This window comes from Hyunsoonleella aestuarii (genome assembly GCF_006148925.1).
GTDB lineage: Bacteria > Bacteroidota > Bacteroidia > Flavobacteriales > Flavobacteriaceae > Algibacter_D > Algibacter_D aestuarii.
Genome location: NZ_VAWB01000001.1, coordinates 145,750 through 165,689, shown reverse-complemented (window position 1 = coordinate 165,689; position 19,940 = coordinate 145,750). Strand labels below are relative to the sequence as shown.

At 33.1% G+C, this 19,940-nt stretch carries 19 protein-coding genes; 11 read left to right on the top strand and 8 right to left on the bottom strand.

What is annotated here, in order from left to right; genetic code table 11:
• Positions 1-71: 71 nt before the first annotated feature.
• Both serC and FEF17_RS00810 read right to left on the bottom strand, forming a co-directional pair.
• Complete coding sequence (gene serC, locus FEF17_RS00815) at positions 72-1,136, bottom strand: 3-phosphoserine/phosphohydroxythreonine transaminase (RefSeq protein ID WP_139000464.1); 1,065 nt, start codon at positions 1,134-1,136, stop codon at positions 72-74.
• Positions 1,137-1,211: 75 nt separating this feature from the next.
• Positions 1,212-2,270 (bottom strand): acyl-CoA reductase, encoded by a 1,059-nt coding sequence (locus tag FEF17_RS00810; protein ID WP_139000463.1) that lies wholly within the window; start codon positions 2,268-2,270, stop codon positions 1,212-1,214.
• Between the two features lie 68 nt (positions 2,271-2,338).
• Between FEF17_RS00810 and FEF17_RS00805 the strand changes: the two genes are divergently transcribed.
• From FEF17_RS00805 to FEF17_RS00770, 8 genes are all read left to right on the top strand, one after another.
• Positions 2,339-2,692 carry a 4Fe-4S dicluster domain-containing protein gene (locus FEF17_RS00805; protein WP_139000462.1) on the top strand — a complete coding sequence of 118 codons (354 nt, stop codon included), beginning with the start codon at positions 2,339-2,341 and terminating at the stop codon, positions 2,690-2,692.
• 169 nt (positions 2,693-2,861) lie between these two features.
• On the top strand, positions 2,862-5,015 hold the full coding sequence (locus FEF17_RS00800) for a TonB-dependent receptor (protein WP_139000461.1): 2,154 nt from the start codon (positions 2,862-2,864) through the stop codon (positions 5,013-5,015).
• 109 nt (positions 5,016-5,124) lie between these two features.
• Positions 5,125-5,850, top strand: a complete 726-nt coding sequence (locus tag FEF17_RS00795; RefSeq protein ID WP_139000460.1) for an energy transducer TonB — start codon at positions 5,125-5,127, stop codon at positions 5,848-5,850.
• Between the two features lie 164 nt (positions 5,851-6,014).
• Positions 6,015-6,635 carry a hypothetical protein gene (locus FEF17_RS00790; RefSeq protein WP_139000459.1) on the top strand — a complete coding sequence of 207 codons (621 nt, stop codon included), beginning with the start codon at positions 6,015-6,017 and terminating at the stop codon, positions 6,633-6,635.
• A 17-nt stretch (positions 6,636-6,652) separates the two neighbouring features.
• Positions 6,653-7,993: a histidine kinase gene (locus FEF17_RS00785; RefSeq protein WP_139000458.1), complete on the top strand. Its 1,341-nt coding sequence runs from the start codon at positions 6,653-6,655 to the stop codon at positions 7,991-7,993.
• 12 nt (positions 7,994-8,005) lie between these two features.
• Positions 8,006-8,314 (top strand): 2TM domain-containing protein, encoded by a 309-nt coding sequence (locus FEF17_RS00780; RefSeq protein ID WP_139000457.1) that lies wholly within the window; start codon positions 8,006-8,008, stop codon positions 8,312-8,314.
• A 9-nt stretch (positions 8,315-8,323) separates the two neighbouring features.
• Positions 8,324-8,668 carry a 2TM domain-containing protein gene (locus FEF17_RS00775; protein WP_139000456.1) on the top strand — a complete coding sequence of 115 codons (345 nt, stop codon included), beginning with the start codon at positions 8,324-8,326 and terminating at the stop codon, positions 8,666-8,668.
• 32 nt (positions 8,669-8,700) lie between these two features.
• Positions 8,701-9,456: a LytR/AlgR family response regulator transcription factor gene (locus FEF17_RS00770; protein WP_139000455.1), complete on the top strand. Its 756-nt coding sequence runs from the start codon at positions 8,701-8,703 to the stop codon at positions 9,454-9,456.
• Between the two features lie 47 nt (positions 9,457-9,503).
• Here FEF17_RS00770 and FEF17_RS00765 read toward each other — a convergent pair whose 3' ends face one another.
• The 4 genes from FEF17_RS00765 to FEF17_RS00750 all read right to left on the bottom strand — a co-directional run bounded on the left by FEF17_RS00765 (position 9,504) and on the right by FEF17_RS00750 (position 14,747).
• Complete coding sequence (locus FEF17_RS00765) at positions 9,504-10,676, bottom strand: LETM1-related biofilm-associated protein (protein ID WP_139000454.1); 1,173 nt, start codon at positions 10,674-10,676, stop codon at positions 9,504-9,506.
• Positions 10,677-10,803: 127 nt separating this feature from the next.
• Positions 10,804-13,176, bottom strand: coding sequence for a TonB-dependent receptor (locus tag FEF17_RS00760; RefSeq protein WP_139000453.1), 2,373 nt, complete (start codon positions 13,174-13,176; stop codon positions 10,804-10,806).
• A 91-nt stretch (positions 13,177-13,267) separates the two neighbouring features.
• Positions 13,268-13,636: a TfoX/Sxy family protein gene (locus FEF17_RS00755; protein WP_139000452.1), complete on the bottom strand. Its 369-nt coding sequence runs from the start codon at positions 13,634-13,636 to the stop codon at positions 13,268-13,270.
• Positions 13,637-13,640: 4 nt separating this feature from the next.
• Complete coding sequence (locus tag FEF17_RS00750) at positions 13,641-14,747, bottom strand: heparan-alpha-glucosaminide N-acetyltransferase domain-containing protein (RefSeq protein WP_246046765.1); 1,107 nt, start codon at positions 14,745-14,747, stop codon at positions 13,641-13,643.
• Positions 14,748-14,820: 73 nt separating this feature from the next.
• On the opposite strand from FEF17_RS00750, the gene FEF17_RS00745 reads away from it, so the two are divergent.
• Genes FEF17_RS00745 through FEF17_RS00735 form a run of 3 tightly spaced genes read left to right on the top strand, consistent with a single transcriptional unit; the run spans position 14,821 to position 18,168 of the window.
• Complete coding sequence (locus FEF17_RS00745; RefSeq protein ID WP_139000451.1) at positions 14,821-16,188, top strand: alanine/glycine:cation symporter family protein; 1,368 nt, start codon at positions 14,821-14,823, stop codon at positions 16,186-16,188.
• Positions 16,188-16,451 carry a DUF4212 domain-containing protein gene (locus FEF17_RS00740; protein ID WP_139000450.1) on the top strand — a complete coding sequence of 88 codons (264 nt, stop codon included), beginning with the start codon at positions 16,188-16,190 and terminating at the stop codon, positions 16,449-16,451. Before FEF17_RS00745 ends, FEF17_RS00740 begins: the two co-directional genes overlap by 1 nt.
• On the top strand, positions 16,441-18,168 hold the full coding sequence (locus FEF17_RS00735) for a sodium:solute symporter family protein (RefSeq protein WP_425552641.1): 1,728 nt from the start codon (positions 16,441-16,443) through the stop codon (positions 18,166-18,168). The genes FEF17_RS00740 and FEF17_RS00735 overlap by 11 nt, the downstream gene beginning before the upstream one ends.
• 39 nt (positions 18,169-18,207) lie before the next feature.
• Here FEF17_RS00735 and FEF17_RS00730 read toward each other — a convergent pair whose 3' ends face one another.
• Together FEF17_RS00730 and FEF17_RS00725 are read right to left on the bottom strand one after the other, a co-directional pair.
• The gene (locus FEF17_RS00730; protein ID WP_425552645.1) at positions 18,208-18,792 is read right to left on the bottom strand and encodes an outer membrane beta-barrel protein; all 585 of its coding nucleotides are present in this window, start codon (positions 18,790-18,792) and stop codon (positions 18,208-18,210) included.
• 189 nt (positions 18,793-18,981) lie between these two features.
• Positions 18,982-19,935 carry a transketolase family protein gene (locus FEF17_RS00725; RefSeq protein WP_139000448.1) on the bottom strand — a complete coding sequence of 318 codons (954 nt, stop codon included), beginning with the start codon at positions 19,933-19,935 and terminating at the stop codon, positions 18,982-18,984.
• Positions 19,936-19,940 lie beyond the last annotated feature (5 nt).

Below are 19,940 nucleotides of genomic sequence, written 5' to 3'. Positions count from 1 at the left end.
TGCTAAGAAGTATGACGTGGTAATCTTATTATGAGATTCCTACACTTCACTTGGAATGACCTTTAGTTTATTTATGCTTTACTTTCTAATTCACTCATTACTTCTACCAATACTTTTACGCTGTCAATAGGCATAGCATTGTACATAGAAGCTCTATATCCACCAACACTACGATGACCATTTACACCACTAATACCTGCTTCTTTAAGCATGGTTTCAAAAGTGTCTTTTAAATTTTCATTTTCTAATGTAAATGTAGCGTTCATGTTTGAGCGATCAGATTTTGCTGAAAATCCTTTAAATAAAGGGTTCAAATCAATTTCAGAATACATTAATCGAGCTTTCTTTTCATTTTCCTTTTCAATGGCAGCAATACCGCCTAAGTTCTTTAACCATTCTAAAGTTAGCATAGAAGTGTAAACAGGAAAAACTGGTGGAGTATTAAACATACTTCCTTTGTCTATGTGTACTTTGTAGTCCATCATCGAAGGAATCTTACGAGATACTTTTCCTAAGATATCTTCTTTAACTACAACAAGAGTAGTTCCTGAAGGTCCCATATTTTTTTGAGCACCAGCATAAATAATTCCAAATTGAGAAAAATCTAAAGTCCTAGAGAATATATCGCTACTCATATCACACACCATAGGTACTGGTGAATTCGGAAATGATTTTATTTGAGTACCATAAATGGTGTTGTTTGAAGTACAGTGAAAATAATCATAATCCTCAGGGATTTCATAACCCTTAGGAATGTAATTATAATTTGCATCCTTTGAAGATCCAACTTCGTAAATGTCGTCATAAATTTTCGCTTCTTTAATGGCTTTTGCTGCCCAAGCTCCAGAATTTAAATATCCAGCTCTCTTCTCTAATAAATTAAGAGCAACCATTAAAAACTGAGTGCTTGCACCACCTTGCAAAAATAAAGCTTTATAACCTTTGCCTTCTAAACCGAGTAATTCTAAAGCCAAAGATCTAGCTTTCTCCATTATATCAACAAAAGCTTTGCTTCTATGAGAAATTTCAATTAGAGATAAGCCGCTATCGTCTAAGTCGACAACAGCTTGAGAAGCTTTTATTAATACCTCTGGGGGTAATATAGATGGTCCTGCACTAAAGTTATGTTTCTTCATTTTGTAGTAAAATTTAAAGATGCAAAGTTCCTAATTAATTAAGTATTTTTTGTTAAGAATTCAATAATTTTTTGGTCAAATTGATAATAAAAATTTAATAGAATCGACACTATCCGCATAATCCCAAAGTTGCGGTTTTTGCGTGTTTCCAAATGGGATTTCACTTTCTATAAAACCTTTAGAAACAATACACTGAATTTGTTCTTTATCAGCTTGAATTTTTTCTTTCAATTCATCCAAATTATCGTAGTGTTCATAAAAAACGGTAGCAATTGGTGATGAATAACTTTCGTCTTCTTTAATCATAAAGAATCCATTTTCAAGCATATCAAATTCACTCATTAAGTATACCGCTTTATTATAGTCATAATTATTGGCGTACTTCGCTTTTTCAATAATAGGATGCCAGTGATACATGGCTTCAAAAAAGGCATCGAATTTATAATCTTTTGGAACAAAAAGTTTGGAAACATTTCTGCAGCCTAAACCGTAATATCTAAAAATATCTTCCGAAAGGTTTTTTAAATCTTTATGAGTTTCATTTCCAGTGAGAACAGCTACAGAGTTTCTGCTCTTTCTTATTATAGAAGGCTTTCCTTTAAAATAATATTCAAAATAGCGAGCTGTATTATTACTGCCTGTTGCAATGACTGCATCGAAGTTTTCAACTTTTTCAGCAGTAAACTTTATTTTTCCTTTAAACTGAGGTTCTACATGCTCTAGATATTTTGATAAATATGGCAGTACGTGTTTGTCGTTTGAAGATTGCTTAACCAAAACATGATGCCCTGAGATTAAAACCGATAAATAATCATGAAATCCAACTAAAGGAATATTGCCAGCCATGATAATGGCTACTAATTTTGAGTCTATAATTGCAAAATTATAAGCTCCGAGCCAAGTGTCTATGTTCTCTTTATTCAAAGTATCTGCCCAAGATTTTAAAGCGAATTGAATATTCTCTTGGGTAAACCATCCATTGTGTTCTTCGGCTATTTTTAGTTGATGTTTAAAGCCATTGAAGAAGATGTCATTATGTTCAACTTTATCATTTTTTTGGATGACTTCATTAGAGAATTGCCGTAAAAAATCTCCTAATTTTATAAAAGCATCAATTCTTTCTTGTAATTGCATCCGTAATTTGGTTATGAATGGTTTTGGCTTTATTTTTGCGACTGCAAAGTTAGAAAGAAAAATACGCTATGGCAATTATTATAACAGACGAATGTATAAATTGTGGTGCTTGTGAACCAGAGTGCCCAAATACTGCAATATATGAAGGTGCCGATGATTGGCGCTATAAAGATGGAACTAGTTTAGAAGGAACAGTTGTCTTAACAAATGGAAACGAAGTAGATGCAGAAGAAGCCCAAGAACCAATAAGTGACGAGCTTTATTATATTGTACCAGATAAATGTACGGAATGTAAGGGTTTTCATGACGAACCCCAATGTGCCGCTGTTTGTCCTGTAGATTGTTGTGTACCAGATGAGGATGTTGTTGAAACAGAAGAAGAACTTTTAGCTAAACAACGATTTATGCACCCAGAAGGGTAGTCTACTTTATTTAAGATATACAAATCCCAGGCCAAGGCTCGGGATTTTTTTTGTTTAAAAAATGCAATTCATCATAAATATTTTACAGTTCAGTCATTTGAAATTTTTGTCTTAAAACTTCTGTTGCACATTTGCTTCATCAAAAATTGAACAGACAAAAATCTAAGAAATGAAAAATCAATTACTAATTATCTTTGTTTTAACCTCTAGTTGGATAGGTGCTCAAACCGTAATCTCAGGAACTGTTACCAACACCAAAAATGAGTTAATTATAGGAGCTAATGTTTATTTGGAAGGCACTTACGATGGAGGGACAACTGATGAAAATGGCCAATTTTCCTTTAAAACTGATGAAACGGGAAGTCAAATACTACTAGTTTCTTTTCTGTCGTATGAAACTTTTACAATGGCAGGAGATGTGACTTTTATGACTGATTTAAAGATTAAACTTCGTGAAGACGTTAATACTTTAGATGCTGTTGTGTTATCAGCAGGAACATTTCAAGCAGGAGATAATAGTAAGGTAAATGTTTTAAAACCTTTAGATGTTGTAACAACTGCAAGTGCATTAGGCGATTTTGTAGGAGCGTTGCAAACCTTGCCAGGAACAACTACAGTAGCCGAAGATGGTCGTTTGTTTGTAAGAGGAGGAGACGCTAATGAAACCCAAATTTTTATAGATGGAATCCGTGTATTTACACCTTATTCTCCAACCACCAATAATGCACCTACCAGAGGGCGTTATTCTCCATTTCTATTTGATGGGATAACGTTTTCTACTGGAGGCTATTCCGCTGAATTTGGGCAAGCCCTTTCAAGTGTTTTGTTACTTAATACGATTGATGAACCAGATCAGGAAAAAACAGATATCGGTATTATGAGTGTTGGTGCTACTTTAGGAAATACGCAAAAATGGGAGAAAAGCTCTGTGAGTGTAAATGCATCCTACATAAATTTAGCACCTTACAATTCCATTTTTACTAATAGAAATGATTGGATAGAACCTTTTGAAACAGCATCTGGAGAGGCTGTTTTTAGAAAAAAAACCAATACTGGTTTAATAAAACTCTACGGTGCTTTTGACGCAACAAATTTTGAATTGATTCAAGAAGATATTAATAATGAAGATGGTCTTTATTTTAAGCTAAATAATAACAATCTCTATTTTAACGGGTCATATCAAGGCGTTTTAAATGATAACTGGTCTGTTATGGGAGGGTTTAGTTATACTCATGCTAAAAATAAGTTTAATGTTGGAGATCTTGCGATAAAAGACACAGAAAATTCCGTTCATACGAAGTTAAAGTTTAAGAATCGTGTTAGTAATAGATTCAAATTATATTTTGGAGCAGAATATTTTGCAACAGATTTTCAAGAAAATTTTAACGACTTAACAATTACCGATGCTAAGTATGGTTATAACAATAATATTGCGGCTGTTTTTGCTGAAGCAGATATTTTTATCTCAAAAAGTTTAGCATTCAAGACGGGTGTAAGAGGTGAATATAGCGAATTATTTAAAGCGTTTAATTTAGCCCCAAGGTTTTCGTTGGCATATAAGACTTCAGAAAAAAGTCAAATATCATTAGCTTATGGTAATTTCTACCAAAACCCTTCGAGTAATGTTTTAAAATTCAATCAAGATTTAAAATCGCAAAACACATCACATTACATTTTTAATTATCAGTATAATCAGGATCGAAAAATATTTAGAGCCGAAGCTTATTATAAAAAGTATGACAATCTTGTAAAGTTTAGTGACGAATTTCCAGATTTTAATAGCACGTTTAGTAATGACGGGACTGGCTATGCAATGGGTATCGACTTCTTTTGGCGGGATAGTAAAAGCATTAAAAATGTTGACTATTGGGTGAGTTATTCATTGTTGGATACAAAGCGAGAATACAATAACTTCCCTGAAAAAGCTCAACCTAATTTTGCTAATCCTCATAACTTATCTGTAGTAGGAAAATATTGGATAAACAATTGGCGCAGTCAAGTTGGTTTTAGTTATGCTTATGCTTCTGGTCGTACCTATACAAACCCATATGAAGAGGGTTTTTTGAACAGTAAAACTAAAAGCTTTAATAGTTTAAGTGTCAATTGGTCTTACTTATTAAGCCCTCAAAAGATTTTGTATGCTTCAATAAATAACGTTTTAGGTTTTAAGAATGTTAATGGTTATCAGTATGCCAATTCTCCTAATATGAATGGAAACTTTGACAGGCGTGCCTTAAGACCTGCCACAGATCAATTCTTCTTTGTAGGTTTCTTTTGGACTATTAGTGAAGATAAGAAGAGCAATCAACTGGATAATTTATAATAAAAATCAGCTTCTTTTTTTTAGATGTAATAGTCTTGTGGATCACATGACAATTATCATAGTTATTTATCCTGATTTCTAATAATTTTAATGTATAAATATTAGAGTCATGATACCAAAAAAGAACCCAGAGATTGAGATAGGTCGCAATAGCAGTCTCTATTTTGCAATAGGTTTGAATGTCATGTTGTTTCTTTCCTGGCAAGCACTAGAGCATAAGACCTATGAAAAGAGTGATATTGCAATGGATATTTTAAATGTAGAGGCCGAAGCTGATGAAGAAATACCCATTATAAATGTTAATACCCCGCCACCACCTCCGCCACCAGCGGTTGTAAGTGAGTCCATAGAAATTGTAGAGGATATTGAAGAGGTTGAGGAAACCATTATTGAAAGTACAGAAATAGCGCAAGATGATGCTATTAAGGAAGTAGTTGCTGTAAGCGATGTAGAAGTTGAAGAAGTAGAGGAAGAGGTAGAAGTTGCCTTTGCAGTTATTGAAGATGTACCTGTTTTTCCTGGTTGTGAAGGAAAATCTAGAAGTGAAAAAAAAGCATGTTTTCAAGAAAAAATTCAAGCTCACGTACTTAAGAATTTTAACTATCCACAAACAGCTTTAGATTTGCAATTGCAAGGACGGGTTTCTGTAATATTTGTTATTGATACAAAAGGGCATGTTACAGGTATCCGATCGAGAGGACCAGATAAAATATTAGAAAGAGAAGCTGAACGTATTATAGGCTTATTGCCCAAAATGAAACCTGGTAAGCAACGAGGAAGACCAGTTAAAGTGGCTTATGCTGTGCCTATATTCTTTAAGTTTCATGAAGGCTAGCATTAAGATTTTAAAAGCAATAATAAAGTCAAGTAATCTATTAATTACTTGACTTTATTTATTTTTATAACATTTCATCTTCAAAATATAACAGTTGGGTAATATGATTTTTAAAATGTTATGTTTCATGAAGATATTTGCATCATAATTTAAAATAAATAATCATGAAACATTTAATTATCATTGTAACACTTTTATTTTCTGGATTGGTAAGCGCTCAGTCTAATTATGAAAAGGGTATGCAAAAAGCTTTCGAGCTTTGGGGTAGCAATCCAATTGAAGCAGCTAATTTATTTGAACGTATTGCCAATGCTGAAAACGATAATTGGTTGCCTGCTTACTATGCTGCACAAGTAAATATCACATCAAGTTTTGGAGAAAAAGATGAACAAAAGCTAAGTGCTCAATTAAAAAAAGCCCAGGACTTAATTAACGACGCTACTGCAATTAGTCAAGACAATGCCGAAATTTTAGTGCTACAAGCCTTATTGCATACCGCTTGGGTGGCCTATGATGGAGCTACTTACGGGATGACATTGTCGCCTAAAGTGGTTGAGCTATATACAAAAGCCAAAGCACTTGCACCAGATAATCCTAGAGTTGTTTATTGCAACGCCGAATGGAATATGGGAAGTGCTCGCTTTTTTGGACAAGATGTCACACCATATTGTAAAGATTTAGAAAAAGCCGTAGAACTTTTTGCTAACTTTAAACCAGAAACACCTTTTCATCCTAATTGGGGAAAAGATCGTACCATTATGATATTGGAATCTTGCGGGAAGTAATCAACTAAATTAAACTCATGCGTAATTCAATTAAAAAAATTGTTATCACTGTTGTTATTGGAATATTTGTCTTTGTAATAGGCAATTTACTTTCCGATGGATTTCAATTCAATAGTGCTAAAGAGTTATTAATTGAAATGGGCTTTTATCAGTTATATTCTTTTGTACTTGGTTATTCCAATATGTATTTTTTTGATTATTTGGAGAAGCGTCATTGGAGAAAAAATGATACTGCAAAGCGAATTTTAATAGGTGTTTTAGGATGTGTTGGTATTACCCTTGTTGGTTTATTCATGTTGAGGGCATTCACTTCTGTAGTTTATTTTGGAAGCACTTTTGAAGGTTTCTTAGCTCAGGAAAAGTTTGAAAACTATCAATTTGGATTATGGATTACACTATCAATAGTAAGTGTTTTCTATGTTATTTACTTTTATAATAAGTATCAACAAAATAAAATAAAAGAACAGAAAGTAATTGCAGGTACTGCCAGCGCCAAGTTTGATGCCTTAAAAAACCAGCTAGATCCACATTTTCTATTTAATAGTCTAAATGTTTTAACAAGCTTAATTGAGGAAAATCCAGAAAATGCTCAACAGTTTACAACATCGTTATCTAAAGTTTATCGTTATGTTTTAGAACAAAAAAGCAAAGAATTGGTAACAGTTGATGAAGAATTACAATTTGCAAAAACATACATGTCACTATTAAAGATGAGGTTTGAAGATAGCATCGTTTTTAGTATGCCCGCAAAAGCCCAAAACCCAGAAAGTAGAGTTGTGCCATTATCGTTACAACTTTTGTTAGAGAATGCTGTGAAACACAATATGGTAACATCAAATAAACCTTTACAAATAAAAATTTATGAAGATGATAATTTTCTGGTTGTAGAAAATAATTTGCAACCAAAGCAAATAGTTAAAAAAAGTAGCGGTGTTGGTTTAAGCAATATTATGGAGCGCTATAGGCTATTAACGGATAGAAAAATGGACATAAGTAAATCCGTTAATAAGTTTATGGTAGCTATACCTATGCTGACAAAACAAGTATCATTTATGAGAACACAATCACCAACAATAATGGATGATAGTTATTTACGTGCACGCAGTTATGTAGATGAACTAAAAGGATTTTATTACAGCCTTATTTCCTATTGCTTAGTAATACCATTTTTAATATTTATTAATTACAAAACTTCGTGGCATTTTCAATGGTTTTGGTTTCCAATGTTTGGTTGGGCCCTAGGTTTGGCTATTCAAGCATTTAGAGTATTTGTAAACGATGGAGCTTTTGGTAGAAACTGGGAAAAGCGAAAAATAGAACAATTTATGCGTGACGAAGATGACAAACGTTGGAATTAACAATTAGAAATTATGGAAAAATTACCTATTACAAAAATAGATAGTAAATATGAAAGAGCCCGAAAAAGGGTAGAGGATATAAAGGGATTTTATTACAATCTTGTAACCTATTGTTTGGTTATTCCTTTATTGACATTTATAAATTATAAAACATCATGGGGGTTTCAATGGTTTTGGTTCCCATTAGGAGGCTGGGGTATAGGTCTAGGTCTGCATGCTTATCAAGTATTTGTGCATGATGGCTTTTTAGGACGCCGATGGGAAGAACGTAAGTTACAAGAATTTATGGACCAGGAAGAAAATGACCAGCGTTGGAGATAAAAGGAAATTATGGAAGATTTAAATTATAATAATGAATCGAGTGATTATATTAAAGAGCGAGCTTATAAACGTGCTCAAAAGCGACTCAAAGAAATAAAAGGCTTCTATTGGCATGCCTTCTGGTATGCCGTGGTTAACATCTTTATAATTGTTATGATTGTTTCGAATTCAGATGGCAATATCTGGCATTTTGGAACCTATTCAACACCATTGTTTTGGGGTATAGGTCTAGGTTTTCATGCCTTAGGTGTTTTTGGGAAAAACCTCTTTTTCAGCAAGTCTTGGGAAGAAAGAAAGATGAGAGAGTATATGGAAAAAGATAGAAGCGATAAAGATAACTTTAGATTCGAGTAGTTTTTTTACCCCTAATTTTTTAATATTAAACAATGAATGTAATAATTATAGAAGACGAAAAACCATCAGCACGACGATTACAAAGAATGCTTGAGAGTTTAGAAATGAAAACGCAAGTTATGTTGCATTCTGTCGAAGAATCTATACAATGGTTTCAAAATAATGAACATCCAGATTTAATTTTCCTAGATATTCAATTGAGTGATGGGTTATCTTTCGAAATTTTCGAGGCCATTGAAATAAAAAGTGCCGTTATTTTTACCACAGCTTATGACGAGTATGCTTTGCAAGCCTTTAAGCTAAACAGTATAGATTATTTACTTAAGCCAATAGATAAAGAAGAATTAGATGTTGCAGTTAAAAAATACAAAGACCGATTACCGAAAAATCATGCGGTAACACTCGATTTTAATGAGATTAAAAAGCTTCTCGTAAACCCAATAGATCGCGAATACAAAAAGCGGTTCTCAGTTAAGGTGGGTCAACATTTAAAACTGATTAATATAGATGATATTGAATGTTTTTACAGTGAAAACAAGGGGACCTATTTGCATACAAATGAAGGGAGAAACTACCTTTTAGATACAACTTTAGAACTTTTAGAAGATGAACTTGAACCGCAAAATTTTTTCCGTATAAACCGAAAATTCTTTGTAAATATTAATGCCATTAAAGATATGGTTAGCTATACTAATTCCAGATTGCAAATAAAATTAAACTCATATAACGATCAAGATGTTATTGTGGCTCGCGAAAGAGTTAAAGATTTTAAAAATTGGTTGGAATAATTTAAGTTTTTACTTTTTTAAGTAATCTAAATACAATTTATCCTAGATTAGTTCTCAATCCTATTATCATCAAAGGCAGAAGGCAATAACTTAGGTATAAACTTAACCACTAAAGGGAGCAATAAGGCACCCCCAGGTAATATAAAAATAGCCAAACTTGGTATAGATTTAAAAATATCTAACAGTTGCTCTTGTACTTTTTTTTGTTCTTCAAGGGTTAAATCTCGTCTTGTGGATTGAGAAAGTAAAATTAATAGTTCTTTACTGTCTTTTAATTCTCTATATAGCCGTTTACTGTTTCTGGTTATCAGTTTGATTACCATTTTACTGGAGTTATTATAAAAACTCTGTACAATATTTTTCGAGCTAAGTAATGCAATATTGTCTTTATTAGTAGTGTAAAATGTATTAACGGTTTCAATAGATGTTTTAATTCTATCTGTATCTAAACTTAAATCATTACCCAATTTTTCAATAAATTCTTGCTCGTCTGTATCAATTTTTCTGTCCCCCCAAGTAGCCATACATGACAAATCTAGAAGGTAATACTTTTCTAAATTTGAATTTATTAAGCTTAATGCCGTTTTGTAATCAACTTGCTCGTTGTTTTGAAAACGAAGAGAAGACTCAAAGAGTTTTATTAAACTTTCATCGTAAGTGTTTTTTGTAGTCTTAGCGTTAAGTACATCTAGTGAAATGGATTCGATTGCTTTTTCTAAATCTTTAATATATTCAATGGAAATAGCATCACTTTCTAAAAACTTTTTGAAAGCTAGAATATCAACAAACAACAAGGCGTTTATAATAAAGTAGTTGAAGTTTTTTGTAATAACATTATCATCAATTTGGATGCGCTTATGTATTATTTTTTCTAGCTGCTCACTCGACTTTTTAGCACCTAAAATGTCTTTAAAAAAAGAGGTTTTAAGTTCATTAATAGCCTTGTAGAAATTTATAACACAATCGGTAAAAGGAATTTTAGAATTCGAATTAACATGAACATATAATAATGACATACAGAGATTTGTTTTCGATCTTTCTTCTTCTGTAAAATCTTTACTGTCTATTCTTTTTGACAATATTTTAACATTACTACCATAAATAAAACCGCATAATCTTAATCCATTGTAAAAATCATCTTCAGTCAGTTTAAAAAGCATTTTATCTTTAGAAACCTCTTGAAGTAATTTTTTTACCCAACCCGACGCTGATGGATTCATAGAGTTAATTTATTAAAGGTAAAATTAAGAAGTTTTACTTAAACTAAAGTGTTTAGCTAGGCTAGAATAAAAATAGTTTTGCTCGTATAAATTTGACAGCGATTTATAAGAATTCAATTAAGACGTTTTAACGTCTACGTTGTCCAGAGAATTCCATAGCTTCTCCTTTTCCAAAACTGTAACTAATACCAAAGGTTATAAAACGACCACGTTGCCGGCTGCTAAATAAGAAAAAGTCTGGTTGATTGGTTGTTGTTTTATCAATTCTAGAAGCAAATAGGTCGCGTACACTTAAGTTTAAAATGGTCTTACCTTTTAATATTTTTTTACGAATACCAATATCTGCAAATATATTTTCTCCAACTTCATTTTGTACTGTTATGAATTTTGAACGGTAATCTCCTGAGATTTCCAAATCGATATCACTTGGTAGTTTAAACTTAGAAGTTAATTGAGTTGTCCAACGCTCACCTTTAAAGTCAAAAGAAGTGCCTTCAAATTCACCTTTTCTATTAAAAAAGTTAATATTAAAATCACCAGTTAAAGAAAACCAGTTTGTTGGTGCGTACTTGCCATTCATTTCAAATCCTGTAGTGCTATTAGTTCCTACATTTTCAGGTCGTCTTGTACTAATGTTATTTTCAAAGGTGGCAATACGTTCAACAACATCAACGGTATAACGGTTGTATAAACTAAAATTTAAAGATGCCTTTCCAATTTTGTGAATACTTGTAAGTTCGTATGAGTTCGTGTACTCTGGCAGTAAATCTGGATTACCAGTGGTAATACTAAAGTTATTTCGAATATTTGAAAAAGGGTTTAATTCTCTTAAACCTGGTCTTCTAATGCGTCTTGAATATCCTGCTTGGAGCGAGAAATTATCGTTAATCTTATAGGACGTATGGGCACTAGGAAATAGATTGGTATAATTGTTAGTATTACGTTCGTTAGTGGTCTCCAATAAAGTTTCCAGATTGGTGTCTTCTAACCTAAGTCCTAGTTTTAATCCCCATATATCACCTTCGTAAGCTACGGTGGTGTAAATACCTAAAACACGTTGATCGAAATCAAATATATTTGTAAAATCTGGATTGTTAACCCATACGCTATTTATTAAATCGCTTACAGCAAAATCATTAGATACATCATTAATAACATATTGAGATCCAGTTTCTATGGTGTATTTTTCTAAAAAAGGATGCGTGTAATCTAATTTAAACGTATAATCAGCCAAGGTATAATCGGTTCTAGTTCTTTGCTGAAAATCATCACTTGTTCCTGTTATGGTCCTATTCTGAAATTCTGAAGATTCGTCCTTTCTAAACGAACTACCTAAAGCACTAAATAATAAGTTTTGGTCTTTATGTCGTTTAAAATCTTTCTTGTATTGCAATTCATAACGAATTTTCGGGTTTTTAGCTTCAGTTATTTCATCGCGTCGCCAACTATCTGTTAAAGTATTGGAATCATCTAATTGAATAAAGTAAGTTTCAGAATTCCTATCTTCAACTTCAAAGGCATAAGAACCCGTTAAGGTGAATATATTTCTTTCATTTAAATGATAATCAGCACCAAGAAGAAAGTTACTGAATTTTTCATCGAAAATACTTTCACCTTCACTTTTTATAGTTGTATTATTCGTCAAGTCTTGATTAATAGACTCAAGATAATCAGGAAAACGACGAATACCAATACCTATCTGACTAAATAAATTGAATTTTTCGGTTCGCTTATTTAAGCTTAAACCAAAGCTGTTACTTTTGGGATCACCAACGTTTAAGGTTGCAGATCCATTTAGTCCTTTTTTTTCAGATTTTTTTAAAACGATATTAATTATTCCAGAGGTCCCTTCTGCATCGTATTTAGCCGATGGATTAGTAATAACTTCAATTTTTTCTATCATATCAGCAGTAATACTACCCAATGCGTTATTTTCAGCACTAGCCAAAACAGAAGGTTTACCATTAATAAGTATTTGAACACCTTGGCTACCGCGAAGGCTGATCTCACCTTCAATATTTACATTTACTGAAGGAACATTATTCAAAATTTCCATAGCGCTGGCGCCAGTGGAGCTTAAATCTTTTCCAACATTAAAAACACGTTTGTCTAATTTAAATTCTGTACGTGATGTTTCTGCGCGCACTAAAACTTCATTTAACGATTGAATATCCTCATTTAGAACAATGGTTTTTAAATCAATTTTGTTTTTTGTAAAATCTAAATTGTTTAGGGTTAAAGAGGTGTAACCCATAAAGCTTATTTCTAAATAGATGTTGTGGTTATCTGTTTTTATGTTGAATGTTCCATCTGCGGCGGTTATAGTGCCACTTATAGCTTCATTCGAAGTTTTATCAATAAGGGCAATAGTGGCATATTCAATAGGCAATTTATAAGTACTTTCAATGATTTTTCCAATAATTTTAACACTCTTGTTTTGTGCTAGAATAGAACCTGTCAAAAAGAAAAACAGAAATATTAAAACAATTGATTTATTCATTTGTGATTAAATACATTTAGACTCTTGGGTAAAATTAGGGTTTAAGATTGCCTTAAATTTATTTTTTCTATTTAAAAATTTGATAAGAGTATCAATTTTTCTTTTTGGAATTGCTAGCCTTTGCAAACGGATTAAAAGCAAGGCATAAATCGATCCAATAGGACAAATGGATATCCATATCGAAACCGTTTGGAGTAACAAAAATATAACCACGCATAGGTCTTCCTGTAAAGTCCATGGGAAGACATTCCCGTTTTTTTAGTTCTTCTAAATAAACTTGTTCTCCAACACGAGCCATAAGGAGACTGTCACCATATTTTTTATCGATATGAATCCCACATAGCATTTTATTATCAACTTTAAAACATAATCCTCCCATCATTTTAAGCTCTGTAAAGCTTACTTTTTTATCTCGTAATTGTTGCCTAATACGGTCTGCAAGAAATTCGTCGTATGCCATAAAGCTATTTTTTAAGTTTATCGATTGTCTTTCTTATTAAATTATAAAGAAAAGCGTTGGTTTTAGCATAATGGAAGGATATAATACAAACTACTACCATAAATAAAATGGCACCACCAATAGCCTCATAAGGGTCTAAAGATTTGTTTAAAAATCGTTTTATTCCATATCCTGTAAAACTTCCATAAAGTAGAATAAAATGAATGACATATATAGATAAAGTTTTTTCTCCAATTCGCGCTATTATAGATTGTTTTAAAAAGTGCTCTAAGGAATAAAACACACCAAATAGGATAAGTACATTACCAAGTCTTGTAAATAGGTAATTATAATCAGCGCTTCGCTTTAGTAATTCAATATCTGTGATGCCATATAATTCTATAAGTATCCATGATGAGTGATATATAAGGACATAACCAATAACGAAAAAAGTAATAATTGTTGATACTTTAAATTTATTACGATGCACGTGCCTAAAGAAAACGGTCGATAAAAAAGCTCCAAACGCAGAATAACCAAACCAAGGTAAAATAGTAAATACCGAACCATTCGATTTGCTCATGTAGTTACCAATTATGGGAGTTATAGAATCTAAATTCAGATTTCTATAAAGAGGCTCACTAACAAAACATAAACAGCCAAGAGTGAAGAGTACAATTGAAAAAATATAACTATGTTTTTTAAAAACTAGATGTAAGCCCACTAGTAATATCAATGACAATCCAATACATTGTAACACGTCAATAACAAAAAAATAAGAACTGAAGTAACCAGATAACCAACTAAAAACATTAATTCTTAAACTGTAACCAATCACTATTAAAAGAAGTCCTCGAAATAATCCTTTTTTAATTCTGGGCTTCTCGTCACCTTTAGCATAAGCACGCAATAACAGATAAGCGAAAACTAGTCCCGAAATCGTAAAAAATACAGGTGCAGTAATTCCTCTAAAATATACCCAAATATTATATATGGTATTTCCTTTGTCTCTGTAAATTGGATTTAAAAGGGTGTCAATAAAATGCCCTTGAAGCATCATGAGAATCGCGAAGGCTCTAACAGCATCAATAAAATATAATCTATTTGGCTTAGGCATAACTGTATTAAACAACTATAAATATACTTTTAATTAATTGAAACAAAATGTATCGAAAGTCATATATTTAGAAAATTATAGATAATTTATGGAAGAACTTGTTAAGGCTTTTTCAGATTACGCATGGGGATTACCATTGGTGATTTTATTAATTGGAGGTGGAGTTTATCTATTAATTTTATCTAGGTTTTTGCCCTTTCGGTATTTATCTCATGCTGTTCATGTTTTAAGAGGGAAGTACGATGACCCCAACGATCCCGGACAAATCTCGCATTTTAAAGCCTTAACAACGGCTTTGTCTTCAACAATCGGTATGGGGAATATTGCGGGAGTGGCTGTTGCTATTTCTGTTGGCGGACCCGGAGCCATGTTTTGGATGTGGGTAAGTGCGATTGTTGGTATGTCGACTAAATTTTTTACTTCAACATTAGCCATCATGTATCGAGGGAAAGATAGCGCTGGAGAATTACAAGGTGGTCCAATGTATTTTATTGTTGAAGGTTTAGGTAAATCATGGAAGCCTTTAGCAATTATGTTCAGTTTATTTGGAATGATTGGAGCGTTGCCTGTTGTTAATGTTAACCAGTTAACACAAGCTGTAAATGATATTATACTTATTCCTAATGGTGTAGATGTTGGCTTTAAGTCGAATCTTATTTTGGCTATTTTTTTAGTTGTCATTACTTCTATAATTATTCTTGGTGGATTAAATCGTATAAGCAATGCTGCCTCTAAAATGGTACCTACTATGGTGCTTTTATATTTCGTCTCAGTGGTGTTTATTTTGATTTCTAATTATGAATTAGTGCCTAAGTATTTTTATTTGATATTTACAGATGCCTTTTCTGCCGTAAGTTATAAAGGCGATTCATTTATGGGAGGTGTACTCGGAGCGTTAATTCTATTAGGAATTAGGCGTGGTGCTTTTTCGAATGAAGCGGGTATAGGAACGGCACCTATGGCACATGGTGCTGCAAAAACAGACGAGCCGGTGCGTGAAGGTTTAGTTGCTATGCTTGGACCAGCTATAGACACTCTAATTGTTTGTACCCTTACAGCATTAGCAATTTTAGTTACTGGTGTTTGGGAAACAACTTCAGATAACGGAGTTAGTTTAACAGCTTCAGCATTTAATCATACCATGCCCTTTTATGGCAGATATTTGCTCATGGTGTGTGTGGCTATTTTTAGCATTTCGTCGCTTTTTTCATATTCTTATTATGGCACAAAATGTATGTCTTTTTTATTAGGTGCTGATAGAAAGCATTATTACAATTACATTTATATATTGAGTATTATTTTAGCAGTAATGACGCCGTTTAATATGATGCTAAATTTAATTGATGGGGCATTTGCGTTAATGGCCATACCAACCATGTTAGCTACCCTAATTATGGCTCCAAGAGTTACTAAGGAAATTAAAGCATATTTTAAACGTATTAAAACTGAAGACTAATGAAAGAAAATAAAAAAGAAAATGCCAAGGTATATTGGAAAGAGAATATTAGGTATGTTCTTATCTTATTATCTATTTGGTTTGCTGTATCCTATGGTGCTGGAATTTTGTTTAAAGATGTACTTAATAATTTTAAAATAGGAGGATTTAAAGTTGGATTTTGGTTCGCACAACAAGGTTCTATGTACGTGTTTGTTATTCTAATTTTCGTTTATGTAAGACTAATGAATAAGCTTGATAAAAAATATGGATATGATGCATAGTTTATTAATTGAAGGTATTGGTGTTCAAAATTGGACATACATTCTAGTTGGTTTAACCTTTGCACTTTATATTGGAATAGCGATTTGGTCTAGAGCGAGTTCTACAAAGGAGTTCTATGTTGCAGGAGGAGGCGTATCTCCATTAGCAAATGGCATGGCGACAGCGGCAGACTGGATGAGTGCGGCCTCGTTTATTTCGATGGCAGGAATTATATCTTTTGCTGGTTATGATGGTGCAGTATACCTTATGGGTTGGACCGGAGGCTACGTGTTACTCGCCTTACTACTGGCGCCATATCTGCGCAAATTTGGAAAGTTTACCGTTCCAGATTTTATAGGTGATCGTTATTATTCTAAAACGGCCCGTATAGTGGCCGTATTTTGTGCTTTGTTAGTTTCTTTTACTTATGTGGCAGGTCAAATGCGAGGCGTTGGGATCGTTTTTTCGCGATTCCTTGAGGTTGATATTAATACTGGCGTTATAATAGGAATGTTAATAGTTTTGTTTTATGCGGTTCTTGGAGGTATGAAAGGTATTACCTATACGCAGGTAGCACAGTATTGTGTGCTAATTTTTGCATTTATGGTGCCCGCTATTTTTATTTCTATTCAAATAACAGGCAATCCTATTCCTCAATTTGGATTTGGAGGTGAGTTAGCCGATGAATCTGGAACTTACTTGTTAGATAAATTAGATGGTATGAGTACCGAACTGGGTTTTGCAGAATATACCGAAGGATCTAAATCATTAATAGATATTTTTGCTATAACCTTGGCTTTAATGGTCGGAACCGCCGGATTGCCGCATGTTATCGTTCGGTTTTTTACTGTGAAACGAGTTAAAGATGCTAGGAAATCTGCAGGTATTGCCTTGTTACTAATTGTATTGTTGTATTCCACAGCACCTGCAGTAGCTGTTTTTGCAAGAACAAATATGATTGAAACAGTTTCCAATCAACCTTACCATGATGTTCCAGATTGGTTTAAAAAATGGGAAACTACGGGGTTAATAACTTTTACTGATAAAAATAACGATGGACTTATACAATATTTAGCAGATAAAAATGAAAATGAATTAGTAATAGACAGAGATATCATGGTACTAGCAAATCCAGAAATAGCAAAACTACCTAATTGGGTTATTGCATTAGTAGCAGCTGGAGGATTAGCGGCAGCTTTGTCCACGGCAGCGGGTTTGTTATTGGTAATTTCTTCTTCGGTTTCACATGATTTGGTGAAGAAGATAATCAATCCTAAAATCTCGGAAAAAGGAGAATTGGTAGCTGCACGTCTGTCTGCAATTGGAGCTGTATGTGTGGCAGGCTATTTTGGAATTAACCCACCAGGATTTGTGGCAGCTGTTGTTGCACTAGCCTTTGGATTGGCCGCAGCATCGTTTTTCCCCGCTATTATCTTAGGTATTTTTTATAAGCGTATGAATAAAGAAGGAGCCATTGCGGGTATGGTAGTTGGTATTATAGCTATGTTGCTTTATATGATTAAATATAAACTTGGGTGGTTTGATGAGGTTCTTCCGGATAAAAGTGAATGGTGGTTTGGTATTTCTCCAGAAGGGTTTGGTAGCATCGCAATGTGTTTAAATTTTATTGTTTCAATTGTAATTATGAGTTTTACCCCATCTCCACCAGAGGATGTACAAGAGATTGTTGAGAATATAAGAATACCAAGTGCTGTTGGAGAAGCAAATAGCCATTAACTTAATTAATGGCTATTAAATATTGAGAAATGAGATTGTTTATAAGATAAAAGATAAACTCAAAATGAGTTGATCAGGCCTTGTATCAAGCCTATCTTCTATGGTTATATTGTTGTTTATAAAAGTAGCTTCGTTTTTATTAAAACCTCTTTCGTAACGTAAGTCTATACCAATACGATTTATATTAAGAGCGATCCCAAAGTTAAGCCCAACAGTAAAATCGTTTTCAATATTATTTATAGAAATACCTTCGTATTCCGAATCCAGAATATATTGAAATGCTGGACCTGCAAAAACACTTATAGGTCCAAGCACTTTAAACCCAATTAAAAGAGGTAAGTCAAGCTTTTCCATCTTAAAAGTATCATTGGTATAATCACTTTTTGTACTGGTAAAAACAAACTCAGGTTTTAAATAAACTTTATTACCAATTTTACCAAATATGCCAACATGATACCCAATGTTTCTATCCGGGTTTTCAGCATTACTGCTTATGGCTTCAAAATACTTACCATTCGCATTATAATTTAAGCCTCCTTTAAATCCGAAGCCCGTTGCGGTTTGCGCTTTAACAGAATTTGTCATTAATAGCGCAAAAAGTGAGGCTAAAAAATAACATTTAATAAATCCACGCTTACTTGGTTGGTAGTTGTGAAGTTTTTTCAAAATGTTCATAATATTCGTTTTAAGATTTGATATCTGTAATCAAAAACGCTGCCAAACGTTAAATATTTTAACAAACATCGCAAATAAAAAAATGGTTTTGCAAAATACATTCGCAAAACCATTGTGGTATAGTTCATGTAAAGTTAATTACTTTCTTGAAATTACTTTTTTAACTTTTTCAATAATAGCATTACTGTTCAATCCATATTTTGCCATAAGTTGTGCAGGTGTTCCAGATTCGCCAAAAGTATCGTTGGTCGCAATAAATTCTTGCGGCGCTGGCTTGTTTAAAGCTAATGTTCTTGCCACACTTTCACCAAGACCGCCAAGATAATTATGTTCTTCAGCAGTTACAATGCAACCTGTTTTTGAAACTGAATTTAAGATAGCTTCTTCATCTAAAGGTTTGATAGTATGAATATTTATTACTTCAGCGGAAATGCCTTTTTCATTTAATGCTTTAGATGCTTCCAATGCCTCCCAAACTAAATGACCTGTCGCTACAATGGTTACATCATTTCCTTCAGTTAACTGAATGGCTTTTCCAATTTCAAACTTTTGATCTGCAGGCGTAAAAATTGGAACTGATGGTCTTCCAAAGCGCAAATAAACAGGTCCATTATGTTCCGCTATAGCTATGGTTGCAGCTTTAGTCTGATTAAAATCACAAGGATTTATAACAGTCATTCCAGGTAACATCTTCATTAATCCTATATCTTCCAGAATTTGGTGTGTTGCACCATCTTCACCTAAAGTTAAACCTGCATGAGAAGCACATATTTTTACATTTTTCCCAGAATAAGCAATAGATTGACGAATTTGATCGTAAACACGACCTGTAGAAAAGTTTGCAAAGGTGCCAGTAAATGGAATTTTTCCACCAATTGTTAGTCCAGCAGCAATGCCCATCATGTTAGCTTCAGCAATACCAACTTGAAAGAAACGTTCTGGGTTTTCTTCAATGAACTTATCCATTTTTAAAGATCCTATTAAGTCAGCACAAAGTGCTACTACATTAGGATTTGTTCTTCCTAGTTCGGCTAAGCCTGCTCCAAAACCACTTCTTGTATCCTTCTTTTCTGTGTATGTATATATTTTCATTTTTT

Excerpts from the sequence above, each read along its gene's own strand:
- serC (WP_139000464.1), bottom strand. The coding sequence starts at position 1,136 with ATGAAGAAACATAACTTTAGTGCAGGACCATCTATATTACCCCCAGAG.
- FEF17_RS00810 (WP_139000463.1), bottom strand. The coding sequence starts at position 2,270 with ATGCAATTACAAGAAAGAATTGATGCTTTTATAAAATTAGGAGATTTT.
- FEF17_RS00805 (WP_139000462.1), top strand. The coding sequence starts at position 2,339 with ATGGCAATTATTATAACAGACGAATGTATAAATTGTGGTGCTTGTGAA.
- FEF17_RS00800 (WP_139000461.1), top strand. The coding sequence starts at position 2,862 with ATGAAAAATCAATTACTAATTATCTTTGTTTTAACCTCTAGTTGGATA.
- FEF17_RS00795 (WP_139000460.1), top strand. The coding sequence starts at position 5,125 with ATGATACCAAAAAAGAACCCAGAGATTGAGATAGGTCGCAATAGCAGT.
- FEF17_RS00790 (WP_139000459.1), top strand. The coding sequence starts at position 6,015 with ATGAAACATTTAATTATCATTGTAACACTTTTATTTTCTGGATTGGTA.
- FEF17_RS00785 (WP_139000458.1), top strand. The coding sequence starts at position 6,653 with ATGCGTAATTCAATTAAAAAAATTGTTATCACTGTTGTTATTGGAATA.
- FEF17_RS00780 (WP_139000457.1), top strand. The coding sequence starts at position 8,006 with ATGGAAAAATTACCTATTACAAAAATAGATAGTAAATATGAAAGAGCC.
- FEF17_RS00775 (WP_139000456.1), top strand. The coding sequence starts at position 8,324 with ATGGAAGATTTAAATTATAATAATGAATCGAGTGATTATATTAAAGAG.
- FEF17_RS00770 (WP_139000455.1), top strand. The coding sequence starts at position 8,701 with ATGAATGTAATAATTATAGAAGACGAAAAACCATCAGCACGACGATTA.
- FEF17_RS00765 (WP_139000454.1), bottom strand. The coding sequence starts at position 10,676 with ATGAATCCATCAGCGTCGGGTTGGGTAAAAAAATTACTTCAAGAGGTT.
- FEF17_RS00760 (WP_139000453.1), bottom strand. The coding sequence starts at position 13,176 with ATGAATAAATCAATTGTTTTAATATTTCTGTTTTTCTTTTTGACAGGT.
- FEF17_RS00755 (WP_139000452.1), bottom strand. The coding sequence starts at position 13,636 with ATGGCATACGACGAATTTCTTGCAGACCGTATTAGGCAACAATTACGA.
- FEF17_RS00745 (WP_139000451.1), top strand. The coding sequence starts at position 14,821 with ATGGAAGAACTTGTTAAGGCTTTTTCAGATTACGCATGGGGATTACCA.
- FEF17_RS00740 (WP_139000450.1), top strand. The coding sequence starts at position 16,188 with ATGAAAGAAAATAAAAAAGAAAATGCCAAGGTATATTGGAAAGAGAAT.
- FEF17_RS00735 (WP_425552641.1), top strand. The coding sequence starts at position 16,441 with ATGATGCATAGTTTATTAATTGAAGGTATTGGTGTTCAAAATTGGACA.
- FEF17_RS00725 (WP_139000448.1), bottom strand. The coding sequence starts at position 19,935 with ATGAAAATATATACATACACAGAAAAGAAGGATACAAGAAGTGGTTTT.